Origin of the sequence: Nonomuraea sp. NPDC050547 (assembly GCF_044457345.1) — a bacterium.
Lineage (GTDB): Bacteria > Actinomycetota > Actinomycetes > Streptosporangiales > Streptosporangiaceae > Nonomuraea.
In genome coordinates, this window is the sequence record NZ_JBITGW010000002.1 from 209497 (window position 1) to 222773 (window position 13277).

Annotated in this window: 13 protein-coding genes; 6 read left to right on the top strand and 7 right to left on the bottom strand. The window is 70.4% G+C overall.

Annotation, left to right across the window (positions count from 1 at the left end; genetic code table 11):
• The first annotated feature begins 129 nt into the window (after positions 1-129).
• The 6 genes from ACIBHY_RS05420 (at position 130) to ACIBHY_RS05445 (ending at position 6454) form a co-directional block, all read left to right on the top strand.
• The gene (locus ACIBHY_RS05420) at positions 130-786 is read left to right on the top strand and encodes a methionine ABC transporter permease (RefSeq protein ID WP_397256163.1); all 657 of its coding nucleotides are present in this window, start codon (positions 130-132) and stop codon (positions 784-786) included.
• 28 nt (positions 787-814) lie between these two features.
• Entirely contained in the window at positions 815-1648 is an 834-nt protein-coding gene (locus tag ACIBHY_RS05425; protein ID WP_397306031.1) for a MetQ/NlpA family ABC transporter substrate-binding protein, read from the top strand.
• A gap of 164 nt (positions 1649-1812) precedes the next feature.
• Positions 1813-2403 carry a hypothetical protein gene (locus tag ACIBHY_RS05430; protein WP_397306032.1) on the top strand — a complete coding sequence of 197 codons (591 nt, stop codon included), beginning with the start codon at positions 1813-1815 and terminating at the stop codon, positions 2401-2403.
• 112 nt (positions 2404-2515) lie between these two features.
• Positions 2516-3544, top strand: a complete 1029-nt coding sequence (locus ACIBHY_RS05435; protein WP_397256167.1) for a C39 family peptidase — start codon at positions 2516-2518, stop codon at positions 3542-3544.
• An 18-nt stretch (positions 3545-3562) separates the two neighbouring features.
• On the top strand, positions 3563-5086 hold the full coding sequence (locus tag ACIBHY_RS05440; protein WP_397256169.1) for an acyl-CoA synthetase: 1524 nt from the start codon (positions 3563-3565) through the stop codon (positions 5084-5086).
• 150 nt (positions 5087-5236) lie between these two features.
• Entirely contained in the window at positions 5237-6454 is a 1218-nt protein-coding gene (locus ACIBHY_RS05445; protein ID WP_397306033.1) for a S1C family serine protease, read from the top strand.
• Between the two features lie 80 nt (positions 6455-6534).
• On the opposite strand, the gene ACIBHY_RS05450 is transcribed toward ACIBHY_RS05445, so the two are convergent.
• The 7 genes from ACIBHY_RS05450 to ACIBHY_RS05480 all read right to left on the bottom strand — a co-directional run bounded on the left by ACIBHY_RS05450 (position 6535) and on the right by ACIBHY_RS05480 (position 13267).
• Positions 6535-7275, bottom strand: a complete 741-nt coding sequence (locus ACIBHY_RS05450; RefSeq protein WP_397256172.1) for an ABC transporter permease — start codon at positions 7273-7275, stop codon at positions 6535-6537.
• A gap of 9 nt (positions 7276-7284) precedes the next feature.
• Complete coding sequence (locus ACIBHY_RS05455) at positions 7285-8166, bottom strand: ABC transporter ATP-binding protein (RefSeq protein WP_397306034.1); 882 nt, start codon at positions 8164-8166, stop codon at positions 7285-7287.
• Entirely contained in the window at positions 8163-8471 is a 309-nt protein-coding gene (locus ACIBHY_RS05460) for a winged helix-turn-helix domain-containing protein (protein ID WP_397256175.1), read from the bottom strand. Before ACIBHY_RS05460 ends, ACIBHY_RS05455 begins: the two co-directional genes overlap by 4 nt.
• The gene (locus ACIBHY_RS05465; protein ID WP_397306035.1) at positions 8468-9094 is read right to left on the bottom strand and encodes a hypothetical protein; all 627 of its coding nucleotides are present in this window, start codon (positions 9092-9094) and stop codon (positions 8468-8470) included. Before ACIBHY_RS05465 ends, ACIBHY_RS05460 begins: the two co-directional genes overlap by 4 nt.
• A 79-nt stretch (positions 9095-9173) precedes the next feature.
• Positions 9174-10853, bottom strand: a complete 1680-nt coding sequence (gene cydC, locus ACIBHY_RS05470; RefSeq protein ID WP_397306036.1) for a thiol reductant ABC exporter subunit CydC — start codon at positions 10851-10853, stop codon at positions 9174-9176.
• Positions 10850-12529, bottom strand: a complete 1680-nt coding sequence (cydD, locus tag ACIBHY_RS05475) for a thiol reductant ABC exporter subunit CydD (RefSeq protein WP_397306037.1) — start codon at positions 12527-12529, stop codon at positions 10850-10852. The genes cydC and cydD overlap by 4 nt, the downstream gene beginning before the upstream one ends.
• Positions 12530-12535: 6 nt before the next feature.
• A complete protein-coding gene (locus ACIBHY_RS05480) occupies positions 12536-13267 on the bottom strand; it encodes a cytochrome d ubiquinol oxidase subunit II (protein WP_397256181.1) in 732 nt (243 codons plus the stop codon).
• Positions 13268-13277 lie beyond the last annotated feature (10 nt).

The window sequence follows — 13277 nt, forward strand, 5'->3', positions numbered from 1 at the left end:
GCCGCCCACCCCCGACCACCACCCCGCCGTCTCGGCGCAGGGAACCGGGCCGGGGCGGGTGCGTGGTGCGCTGGGCTTTCAGGTCGGTGGGGCGGGAGCTGCTTCGGTGGCTGAAGGGTGGGGGGTTCTGTGAGCTGGGATGAGATTGTTCCGCTGCTCTGGGAAGGCGCCGGGCAGACGGCGGCCATGGTGGGGCTGGCCACTCTGTTCACCGTGGTGCTCGGGCTGCCGCTCGGCGTCTCGCTGGTCGTGTTCGATCGGGGTGGGCTGCGGCCGGTTCCGGCGCTCAAGGCGGTGCTCGGGGCGGTCGTCAACGTCGGGCGGTCGCTGCCGTTCATCGTGCTGATGATCGCGATCATCCCGTTCACCCGCCTGGTCGTCGGGACGACGATCGGCACCATCGCCGTGGTCGTGCCGTTGACCGTGGGCGCGGTGCCGTTCTTCGCGCGGCTCGTGGAGACGGCGCTGCGGGAGGTCGGCGGGGATGTGGTCCAGGCGGCCCAGGCGATGGGCGCCGGCCGTACCGCGATCGTGCGGAAGGTTCTGCTGCCGGAGGCGCTGCCCGGGATCGTCGCGGGGATCACCGTCACCGTGGTCGCGCTGGTCGGGTACTCGGCCATGGCGGGGACCGTCGGCGGCGGCGGGCTTGGGGACCTGGCCGTCCGTTATGGGTATCTGAGGTTCGAGGGGCAGGTCATGGTCGCCACGGTCGTGGTGCTCATCGTGCTCGTGCAGCTGATCCAGAGCCTCGGGGACCTCGTCGCGCGGCGCATGTCGCACAAGTAGTTCTTTTCACATCAAAAGGAAGATCAATATGAAGATTCGCGCTTTCGTGGGTGTCGCTGCCCTGTCGTTGTTGCTCGCCGCATGCGGTACGTCGCAGTCCGCCACCAGTTCGGCCAAGCCGGCCGCCGAGTCGGCCGACACGGTGCTCAAGGTGGGCGCCAGCCCGGTGCCGCACGCGGAGATCCTCACCTTCGTCAAGGACAACCTGGCCAAGCAGGCCGGGCTGAACCTCGAGGTGGTCGAGTTCACCGACTACGTGCAGCCGAACGTGCAGCTCAACGAGGGCCAGCTGGGTGCCAACTTCTTCCAGCACAAGCCGTACCTGGACGACTTCAACAAGTCCAAGGGCACCAAGCTCAGCTTCGTCACCCCGGTCCACCTGGAGCCGCTGGGCCTGTACTCGAAGAAGATCACCAACGTCGCCGCGCTGGCGAACGAGGCGACCGTCGCGGTGCCGAACGACGCCACGAACCTCGGCCGCGCGCTCAAGCTGCTGGCCGACAACGGCCTGATCACGCTGAAGGAGGGCGTCGGCACCGCCGCCACCGAGCGCGACGTCACCGGCAACCCGAAGAAGCTGACCTTCAAGCCGCTGGAGGCGCCGCTGCTGCCCCGCTCGCTAGAGGACGTCGACGCGGCGGTCATCAACGGCAACTACGCCATCGAGGCGGGCCTGAAGCCGGCCTCGCAGGCGCTGGTGCTGGAGAAGACCGAGGGCAACCCGTACGTCAACGGCCTGGTCGTGCAGGAAGGCCACGAAAAGGACGCGGGCGTCGTGACCCTGGGCAAGCTGCTGCAGGACCCGAAGGTCAAGGAGTTCATCAGGAGCAAGTACGCGGGCGCGGTCATCCCGGCCGAGTGACGCGGAAAATAAAGATCCCCCTCCCCGGTGATTTCCGGAGGGGGATCTTTATTGTTTGTCAAAGATCGGGAAAAGAGCCTTATCAAGTAATTTGAAAGTGTTCGGCAATCCCCGCGACGTACCAATGACGAGTCAGCACAACCTCTCCCGAGGAGGACCTCGAAGTGCGATTCGTCTCACGAATCCTGATCGGCGTCGCGGCGGCCACCATGGCCGCCGTCGCCGCCCCGGCCGTCGCCGGCGCGACGACCGCCACCACCACGGCCACCACCACCGCTTCGCCCTACTACGAGGCGGACTGGGGGCCCTACTTCTCCAGCGACCACAAGTCCAGGGCCGAGGGTCACGTCAGCGTCGACAAGAAGCCCTACAAGTTCTGGTACTGGAAGACCTTCCACGTCAAGAAGCAGATCTGCTGGAAGGACAAGCACGGCGACAAGCACTGCAAGTGGGTCGTGGAGAAGGTCAAGAAGAAGGTGTGGAAGTGGAAGCACCACTACTTCTACACAGTCGACAGCAAGCTCACCAACACCAAGTGGTGGGGCGGCAAGAAGTGCGCGTGGGAGACGTTCAAGGTCGTCGGCTTCGACGGCTCGACCTCCTTCAAGAACTTCAGGAACTGCACCAAGAACCCGAAGCACTACTCGTTCTCCGGTAAGAACGCCGCGCACATCTACGTGGACGTGAGCCGGGGCGGTTTCTTCGGGCCGAAGAGCCACCACTCGGGCTGGCAGCCCGTGTACCACTTCTCCTGATCCCCGCGGTTGGGCGGCGAAGCCGCGATCTCTCCCCGTCGAGATCGCGGCTTCGCCGTACCTGGAGGAAATTTTGGGGTGGGACATGCGCGAATGCGGCCATGGATAAAAGGTGCGCATTCTGATCGCGATATTGATGGTGATGCCGGGGCAGGCGGGGGACGGGCGGGTCGTCTACCGGCGGGAGGCCGGTCTCGTGGCCGGTGGCTTCGTACGGGCGGGCGCCTGGGAGGTGGCCCGCTGGACCGGGCCGATGCGGCGGATCGGGTTCGCCGCCACCGAGATCGTGCCGTCGTGGACCGCCGCGACTCCGCCGGGCAGCTGGGTCAGGGTGGAGCTGCGGGTGCCCGGATCGGGGTGGTACGTGATGGGCCGCTGGTCCTATGACGGCGTGCGGACCACCGTGAAAGGGCAGGCCGACGCCCAGGGGCGGGTCGCCGCCGACGTGTTCAAGGCGGGGCGGGCGGTGACCGCCTACCGGCTGCGCGTGTCGCTGTATCGGCGGCCGGGCTCCGCCGCGCTGCCGGAGATCCGAACGCTGGGCGCGGTGGCCTCGCGCGCGGGCGGCACGCGAGCCCGCGGCGGGCGGGCCTGGGGGCGGGAGCTCGCGGTGCCGCGCAAGTCGCAGCTCGCGCACGCCGGCCACGGCGGCGCGGCGTGGTGCGGCCCGACCGCAACCGCGATGGTGCTGGCCTACTGGAAGAAGGGGCCGCGGCCGGAAGAGATGTCCTGGGTGCCGCGTTCCGACCCGGACCCGGCGGTCGACCACGCGGCCAGGCACACCTTCGACAAGGCCTACGGCGGCACCGGCAACTGGGCCTTCAACACCGCATATGCCGGAAGTTTCGGACTCGACGCGTCGGTGGCCAGGATGCGCTCGCTGGCCGAGGTCGAAGACCTGGTCGCGGCGGGGGTTCCGGTCGTGACCTCGCTGGCCTTCACCCGCGAGGAGCTCGGGTACGCCTCCGCCGGCCACCTCATGGTCGTCACCGGCTTCACCCGCGACGGCGACGTCATCGCCAACGACCCGGCGGCGCGTGGCGTGCGGGCGATCTACCCGCGCAAGGCCTTCGAACGAGCCTGGCAACGTTCCAGTACGGGCACCGTCTACGTCATCAGGCCCTTCCGGCCCGACGCTTAACCGAATATCGTTCGGTTCATGTATCCGGGAGCCATCGCAGCAGTCACCCCCGACAAGCCCGCTGTGATCATGGCGGGCTCCGGGGAGGTCCTCACCTACCGCCGGCTGGACGAGGAGTCGAACCGGCTGGCCCACCTGTTCCGCTCCGCCGGGCTGCGGCCGGGCGACCACATCGCGTTCATGCTGCCCAACCATCCGCTCTTCCTGGCCGTGGCCTGGGCCGCACACCGATCCGGCCTGTACTACACCGCGGTCAGCTCCCGGCTGCAGGCCGGCGAACTGGCCTACATCGTGGACAACTGCGAGGCCCAGGTCTTCATCACCAGCGCCGAACTGGCCGACGTGGCGCGGGCCGTGACCGGCGTACGGCTGCGCCTCATGCTGGACGGCGTGGCCGACGGCTTCGACTCCTACGAGCAGGCGGTGGCCGCGCAGCCGGTCACGCCGATCGAGGACGAGTCGCAGGGCGCCGACATGCTCTACTCCTCGGGCACCACCGGCAGGCCGAAGGGCGTCAAGCCCAAGCTGTCGCACGCGGCGCTGGACGAGCCGGGGGCGTTGTTCAACCTGGTGTCGTTCCTGTTCGCGCCGGAGCGGGACAGCGTCTACCTCTCGCCCGCGCCGCTCTACCACGCCGCGCCGCTGCGCTACTGCATGACCTTCCAGCGGCTGGGCGCGACGGTGGTGGTGATGGAGAAGTTCGACCCGGTCCGCTACCTAGAACTTGTTGAGAAGTATCACGTCACGCACTCGCAGCTCGTGCCCACCATGTTCATCAAAATGCTCAAACTTCCCGAAGAAGAGCGGACAAAGCACGATATTTCCAGTCTTAAGTTCGCGATCCACGCGGCCGCCCCCTGCCCCGTCCCCGTCAAGGAGCAGATGATCGACTGGTGGGGCCCGATCGTCCACGAGTACTACGCGGGCACCGAGGGCAACGGCTTCCTCTACGCCGGCCCCCAGGACTGGCTCGCGCACAAGGGCACCGTCGGCCGGTCCCTGCTGGGCAAGGTGCACATCCTCGACGAGGAGGGCAACGACCTGCCGCCCGGCGAGCACGGCACGATCTACTTCTCCGACGGCCTCACCTTCGAGTACCACGGCGATCCCGGCAAGACGCGCGCCGCCCAGGACCCGGGGGGCCGCGGCTGGACCACCCTCGGCGACATCGGCTACCTGGACGAGGAGGGCTTCCTCTATCTCACCGACCGCCGCTCCTACATGATCATCTCCGGCGGCGTGAACATCTACCCCCAGGAGTCGGAGAACGTCCTGGCCCTCCATCCCAAGGTGGCCGACGTGGCGGTCTTCGGCGTACCGGATGAGGAGATGGGCGAGCAGGTCAAGGCCGTGGTGCAACCCGCCGACATGAGCGAGGCGGGACCCGCGCTGGAGGCCGAGCTCATCGCGTACTGCAGAGAGCGGCTGGCGCACTTCAAGTGCCCCAAATCCGTGGACTTCCGGGAGGAGTTGCCCCGCCATCCCACCGGCAAGCTCTACAAGCGGTTGCTCCGTGACGAGTACTGGCCGAAGCCGGCCTGAGAATCGCATGAGAATCTCACCGCCCCGGACTCATCCGACCAGGGCGGATAAGGCCCGCGTCAGCCCGTTCAGAAGCCTCTGATCACCGGCTTAAGCTGCCTTAACAGCGACATTGGCACCCTTGAGGCATCGGGACTTGAGGAGATGACGATGGACGCGAACGAGCCTCGCGAGCAGGGCTGGACCCAGTTCGGCGCCAAGCCGCCGGCCGCCGGGGGCTTCCCCAGCCAGGACACGGCGATCCTGGCGCCGCCCCCGCCGCCGCCCGCGGCCAAGAAGCAGGGCTTCACCGGGGGACAGAAGGCGATCGCCGGCCTGGCGCTGGCGGCCATGGCGATCGGCGGCGGCGTCGCGGGGGCGGCCATCACGAGCGCCTTCCAGACGCCGCAGATCGTCCAGTCGGCGCCGAGCCCGGCCTTCAAGCCGGCCTCCAACCAGATGACGATCAGCGAGGTGGCGACCAAGGTACAGCCGTCCGTCGTCATGATCCAGGGCCAGAACGCCGGCGGATCCGGCGTCGTGCTCTCCGAGGACGGCCTCATCCTCACCAACAACCACGTCGTGGCCGCCAACGGCAAGGGCAGCCAGTTGTCGGTCAAGTTCAGTGACGGCAAGACCGCCAAGGCCACCGTCGTCGGCACCGACCCGTCCACGGACCTGGCCGTCATCAAGGCCGAGGGCGTCTCCGGGCTGACCAAGGCCGAGCTCGGCGACAGCGACCAGCTGAAGGTCGGCGACGCCGTCCTGGCGATCGGCAGCCCGCTCGGCCTGGAGGGGACGGTCACCTCCGGCATCGTCAGCGCGCTCGACCGCACGCTCAACGTCGGCGGTGAGCAGGAGCAGCAGGTTCCGCCCGGCTGGGGCCGCGGCGGTCAGGACTCCGCCCCGCCCACCAGCATCGGCGGCGCCATCCAGACCGACGCCTCGATCAACTCCGGTAACTCGGGCGGCGCGCTCGTCAACGCCGCCGGCCAGGTGGTGGGCATCAACACCGCGATCGCCACGAACGGCAGCAACGGCAGCATCGGCCTGGGCTTCGCCATCCCGGTGAACACCGCCAAGCAGGTGGCCGACCAGCTCGCCGCCACGGGAACCGTGAAGCACGCCTTCCTCGGGGTGAGCGTGACCGACGCCAGCGGAGACGTGCCCGGGGCGCTGGTCCGCCAGATCACCGAGAACAGCCCCGCCGCCAAGGCCGGCCTGAAGCAGGGCGACCTCATCACGCGAATCGGCGACAAGCCGGTCGATGGTGGGGATACGGTGGTCGGACAGGTCAGAGGTTTCAAACCAGGCCAACAGGTCAAGATCATATACATGAGGGACGGGAAGCAGAGCGAAGTGACCGTTACCCTCGAAGAGAAGAAATAGGACCCCCTCACGGACGGGTGCGCCGTCGAGATCGCTGCGGACTCGGCGGCGCACCCCCGTTCGTACCCCTGGGCGGGCGGCTAGGCGAAGCGGCGTCCCTCGTCGCGGCGGTAGGCCCAGGCGGCCAGCGCGGCCGTCGCGACGATCCAGCCGGCCAGCGTCACCAGGGCGGTCACGTTCGGGGACATGCCCGTGACGGTCCACCACATGAGCTCGCCGGCGCCCCTGCTGGGCAGGAACAGCGACAGCGTCCGGACGAACGACGGCATGATCTCCAGCGGCAGCATGAGCCCGCCCAGGATGGCCAGCGGGAAGAACGCCACCTGCGACACCGCGATCGCCCCCTTCGACGGCATCATGTAGCCGATGAACAGGCCCAGCAGCATGAACGGGATCGTCGCGACGACCAGCGCGCCCAGGGCGAGCGCCAGCCGCACCGGGGTGATCCGCGCCGAGGTGAAGGCGGCGGCGATGATCAGGACGGGGATCACCGAGATGAACATGGAGATCACCGTCGTCACGATCCGGCCGGCGAAGGCGGGCACCGGACCGGCGGGCAGCGTGCGCAGGTAGGGGTTCCAGGGTTGCTCGCGATCCTGTGACACCGAGACGGCCAGTGAGATCAGCGCGGCGGAGATGGCGCCGAAGAGCATCATGGAGCCCGTGGACCGCGTGGCGGCGACCGGGTCGTCGCCCGCGAACGGCACCACGAACGCCAGCATCGTCGCGGCGGGGAAGAAGGAACTGGCCACGAGGCCGATCGGCACCCGCAGCTGCTCGATCATCAGGTAGCGGGTGTGAGCCAGGATCAAGCTGGACATGCGCACTCCTCAGGCGGTGACGGGCTCGGGGGCGGTCAGGTGGAGGAACGCCTCCTCCAGGGAAGTCGGCCGGATCTCCAGGCCGGTGAACGGCGTCCCGCCGCGGACCAGCGTCACCACCAGGTGGTCGGCGTCGGCGGTCATCAGGTGGGTGCGCTCGCCGTCCCGCTCGCTGGACAGCACGCCGGGCAGGTCCGGCAGGGCGGCGGCGGTCAGCGAGACGCGCTGCACGCCGACCATGTCCCGCACGGCGCGGACGGTGTCGTCGGCCAGCACGTGGCCCTGGGCCACGACGATGACCCGCTGGGCCAGCGCCTCGATCTCCTCCAGGTAGTGGCTGGTCAGCAGCACGGTGCCGCCGTCCTCGTGGAAGGCGCGGATGCCGTCCCAGAGGGTGCGCCTGGCCTCGACGTCCAGGCCGGTGGTCGGCTCGTCGAGGAAGACCAGCCGCGGGTCGCCGGCGAAGGCGAGGGCCACGGCCAGGCGGCGCTTCTGCCCGCCGGACAGCCCGCCGATCTGGCGCCGGTCCAGGTCGGACAGGCCGAAGCGCTCCAGGACCTCGCCCTTGGGACGGGCCTTCGGGTAGTGGCTGGTGACGAAGCCGACGACCTCGCCCACGCGCAGCGCCTCCGGCAGGCCGGTCTCCTGCGGGGTGACGCCGATGCCGCGCCGTACCAGAGGGTCGAAGGGGGAGCCGCCGAGCAGCTCGACCGTGCCGGAGGTGGGGCGGCGCAGGCCGACGAACAGGTTGATGAGGGTGGACTTGCCGGCGCCGTTGGGGCCGAGCAGGCCGACGAGCTCGCCGGCGCGGATCTCCAGCGAGACGCGGTCGAGGGCGAGCACGCCGCCGTAGCGCCGGGTGACGTCGATGGTTCGCGCGAGAACGCTCATGGGGTGCCTCCAGCGGTGTCGAGCAGGGCGCGGATCGCTTTGGTGTACTCGTCGAAGGCCGCCCTGCCGCGCTTGGTCAGCGCGACGTAGGTGACGGGGGTGCGGCCCTTGTGCGTTTTGGTGATCTCCACGTAGCCGGCCTCTTCGAGCTTGGACAGGTGAACGGACAGGTTGCCGGCGGTCATGCCGAGCACGTCCTTCAGGCCGGGGAAGGCGAGCCGGTCACCGCCGGGCAGCGTGTTGAGCGTCGCCACCACCCTGAGCCTGGCCTGGGCGTGGATGACGGGGTCGAGCTCGTCGTTCACCGCTGCCTCCGCAGCCACAGGCCGGTGGTGACGGCGCCGCCACCTCCGAGGACCGCCAGGAGCAGGTAGATCCAGCCGCCGCCCAGCACGGTGCCGACCACGTCGACCACCGTGACCCAGACGCCCAGCAGGAACTGCGGCCACAGCCGGTAGATCGCGCCGCCGGCCATGTAGAGCAGGCCGGCGACCAGCATGAACAGAGAGGTATAGAACGGCCCGATCGTGTCTTCCTGAAGATGCGGGACGAAGCGTGCGGCGATGACGCCCATGGCGTTGAAGCCTACGAACCAGGCCAGCCCGTACATCGCGCCACGGGTCTCGGACTCGCCCTTGATGTGGCCGCCGGAGCGGAGCAGGGCGATGATCATGAGGACGAAGGCGATGATCTGGGTGCCCCAGAGCACGGCCAGACCCACCTGCCAGGTGATCGGCAGCAGCCCGTTGCCGTCGCCCTGGAGGCCCTGGCCGAGGAAGAGCGTGCCGAAGCCGATGAACCAGGACACCCCCCAGGGCACGTACATGAGCAGTGGGTCCGGGAGGAACCGGCGCATCGCCGCGGTCTGCTGCTGCTCGATGAGCCGGAGCATCTCCTCCGGGCTCGGGGTGGCCTCGTGGTCTGTCATCGCCAAACTCCTCGATAGCTCAAACTGGTTTGAACTATAAACCAAAGGGGTTTGCGATGTAAACCTGTCGGCCGGGGGATCAGCGCCGGGTGAGGGCCTCCGACTGCCAGAGGTCGCGGTAGTAGCCGGGGACGGCGACCAGGTCGTCGTGGCGGCCGCGCTGGATCGCCCGGCCGTGCTCCATGACGATGATCTCGTCCACCTGCTCCAAGCCCTTGAGGCGGTGAGTGACCAGCAGCGTCGTGCGCTCGTGGGTGACGTCCAGCAGGTCGGCCATCAGGGCGTCGGCCGTCTCCTCGTCCAGCGCCTCGGCGGGCTCGTCGAGGAGCAGCACCTGCGGGTCGTACAGGAGCGCGCGGGCCAGAGACAGGCGCTGCAGCTGACCGCCGGAGACCGTCCTGCCGTCCTCGCCGAGCTCGGCGTCCCAGCCGGTCCTGCTCACCCACTGCTCAAGCCGGGCATCGCGTACGGCACGCGCCAGATCGTCGTCCGTCGCGTCGGGACCGGCCAGCCGGAGGTTGTCGCGCAACGTGGTCTGGAAGATGTACGGATCCTGGGTGAGGCCGGTCATCAGCGTTCTCACCTGGCCGGAGTCGAGCTCCGCCGTGTCGACGCCGTTGACGCGGACACTGCCGGACTCCGGCTCCAGCAGGCGCATGAGGGCCGCCAGGACCGTGCTCTTGCCCGCGCCGCTCGGGCCCACCAGGGCCACACGCCTGCCGGGTTCGAGCGTGAACGAGATGCCGTCCACGGCCGCGGGCGCGCCGGGCGCGTGCCGTACGACGAGGTCGTCGACCGCGACCGTCACCGGCCCCTCGGGCAGCGCGGACGGAACCGGCGGCTCGGCGACGGCCGGGGAAGCCGAGCGCACCTCGCGCAGGCGGCGCAGCGCGGACGTGATACCCGCCATGCGCTCGCCCGCCGCGGCCAGCGGCAGCACCGGCTCGAACGACACCAGCGCGGTCAGCGCGAGCACCGCCGTCGCCACCGTGTCCGCGCCCGCCGCCCGGGCGGCCAGGACGATCCCGGCCACCGTCAGGCCCTGTACCAGCGTGCCCACGCCGAGCGAGGCCGCGTGCACACGGGACTGGCGGCGTTCCAGAGCGGCCAGTTCCGCGTCGGCCTCCATGGCCTTGGCCAGGGCGCGCTCACCGGCCCCGTACGCGGCCAGGTCGGCCGAGCCGTGCACCAGGTCGGCGACCCGCTCGGCCAGCGTGGCCCTGGCCGGGGCCAGGCGGGCCGACCAGCGGCGGGCGGCGGCGGCCGTGCCGGCGGGCAGCAGCACGCCCGCCACCACCAGGCCCGCCAGCAGAACCAGCGCGGCGAACGGCGCCAGCGTCAGCGCGATCACGACCGCCGCCGCGCCGGTGATCAGCGCGGCCGTCGCGGGCAGCAGGACGCGCACCAGCAGGTCCTGGACCGCCTCGGTGTCGTCGACCATGCGGCTGAGCAGGTCCGCTCCGCCGTGCCTGGGCTGCTGGGGCGCGATGAGCGAGCCGTAGAGCCGTTCGCGGGTCTCGGCCTGGGCGCGCAGGGCGACGTCGTGGCCGGTCAGGCGTTCGGCGTAGCGGAAGACGCCGCGGCTGGTGGCGAAGGCGCGGGTGGCCACGATCGCCACGCTCAGCGCGGCCAATTCCGGCTGCTCGGCGGCCCGCGTGATCAGCCACGCGGCGGCGGCGATCAGCCCGAGCCCGGCCAGATCGGCCGCGGCCCCGGCCAGCACGGCCCAGACGATCCGCAGGCCCATGCGCCGCTTCACCGGATCTCCCTCACGTCGTCGCCGGAGCCCGCCACGGTGGTGGCGTCCCGGCGGGTGTCGGACACGACCCGGCCGGCGTGGATGCGGATCACCCGGTCGGCCAGGTCGATCATCGCGGGGCGGTGGGCGACGATGACCGCGGTGCGCCCTTCGGCCAGGGCGGCGGTGGCCTCCACGACGGCGGCCTCGCTGCGGCCGTCGAGGCGGGCCGTGGGCTCGTCCAGGAGCAGGACCGTCGCGCCGGGCAGGCAGAACGCCCTGGCCAGGGCGATGCGCTGGCGCTGGCCCGCCGAGAAGTTGGCGCCTCGCTCGCCCACCAGGGTGTCGTACCCGTCGGGCAGGGCCTCGACGAAGGCGTCGGCGTGGGCGGCCTTGGCGGCCCGCCGTACCTCGGGAAGGGTGGCGCCGGGGGCGCCGAGGCGGATGTTGTCGGCGACGGAGGCCGCGAACAGGTGCGGGCGCTGCGGCACGAACGCCAGCTCGTCGGGGGTGTCCGGCGGGCGCCCGCCGACCAGCACCCGCCCGGAGGCGGGGGAGACGAAGCCGAGCAGCAGGTGCAGCAGCGTGCTCTTGCCGCCGCCGCTCTCGCCGACCAGCGCGACCCGCTCGCCGGGCGCGATCACCAGCGAGACGTCCTCCAGCGCCGCGACCTCGCGGCCGGGGTAGCGGACGGTGACGTTCTCCAGCCGGATCTCCGGCGGCCCCTCACCGCGCTCCGTGCGGGCGGGCGCGGGCGTGGGCCCGACCTCTTCCTCCAGTACGGCGAAGGCCGCGTCGGCCGCCGCCACACCCTCCATCGAGGCGTGGAAGCGGGTGCCCATCATCCGCAGCGGCAGGTACGCCTCGGGCGCCAGCAGCAGGACGAGCAGCGCGGTGGTGAGGTCGAGGTTGCCGCCCAGCAGCCGGAGCCCGATCGGCACCGCCACGAGCGCCAGCGACAACGACGCGCACAGCTCCAGCACCAGCGACGACAGGAACGCCACCCGCAGTGTGCGCATCGTGGCGCCCCGGTGCGCGTCGGCGACCTGCTCGATGACGGTGGCCTGGTAGCGGGCCCGGCCGAAGGCGCGCAGCGTGGGCAGCCCGCGCACGACATCGAGGAAGTGCCCGCCGAGCCTGGCCAGCGCGTGGAACTGCCGCTCGGTGGTCGCCTTGGTGTGCATGCCGACCAGCGCGCCGAAGATGGGGATGAGCGGCAGCGTGACCAGCACGATGACCGCGCTGGCCAGGTCCGCGGCGAACAACCGGATGAGCACCGCCAGCGGCACCACCCCGGCGACCGCCATGGCGGGAAGGTAGCCGGTCAGGTACGGGTCGAGCCGGTCGAGCCCGCGCCCGGCCAGCGTGACGAGCTCACCGGAGCGGTGGCCGGCCAGGCGCGCGGGTCCCATCTCCCGCAGCCGGCCGAGCAGCCGCTCGCGCAGCGCCGACTTCACCCCGGTCGCGGTACGGCCGGCGAACACGCCCTGGCTCCACCCGAGCAGCGCCCGCAACCCGACGGTCAGCGCCAGCACGCCCAGCGCCGCCAGCGTGAACCTGCCGGACAGCACCCCGGCCAGAAGCTCGGCCTGGACGAGCACGAGCAGTCCCGCCAGCGTGGCGGCGGCCAGGGTGACGGCCAGATGCCTGCGCACCGACTGCTCGGCCCGCATGAGCCGCAGGAGATCTTTGTGCACGAGTCCTCAGAAGAACGACGGAGTACGGATGGCGCCCCGGAAGGTCCGCCAGACCCATACTTGCGCGCCGACCATGACGGGCGCGAACGGCAACACCATGAAACTGAGCACATTCAGGCTGGAACCGGCCGCCGATGAGGCCATGAGGAAGCCGGCCGACCCGATGAGCAGGGCGATCACGGGCGCCGCCGCGGCCAGTCCGGTGAGCAGGAGCCGCCCGGCCTTCCCGCCCTCGCGCCAGTTCAGGAACGCCCGCCCGTGCATCGCGAACAGCACGGCCAGCAGCGCCCCGAGCCCGAGTCCGAGCGGGTGCAGCAACGAGGCGGTGAACCCGGTGGCCGCGGCGTACAGCGCCACACCCCACCCGGCCGACAGCCCGAGCGAGCCCAGCGTGATCATGAGGTCCCAGAACGAGCGCCACGCGGCCCCGTCCATGCGGCGGCGGAACCACAGCCCCGCGTCGCGCAGCACCCACGACAGCAGCATCGCCACGACGATCGGGTAGAGCCCGAACAGGACGGGCCCCTCCAGCATCGGGTAGACCCCGAACAGCGCCCCGGCCACCGCGACCAGCCACACCTCGTTGGCCAGCACGTACGGCGCCATGGCGGCCACCATCCGGTCCCTGCGCTCCTGGGGGCGGCCCAGCATCAGCAGGCCGACGCCCAGGTCGAAGCCCTCCAGGGCGAAGTAGCCGGCCAGCAGCACGGCGAAGATGACGAACCAGATCAGTTCCATGTGAAGGCTC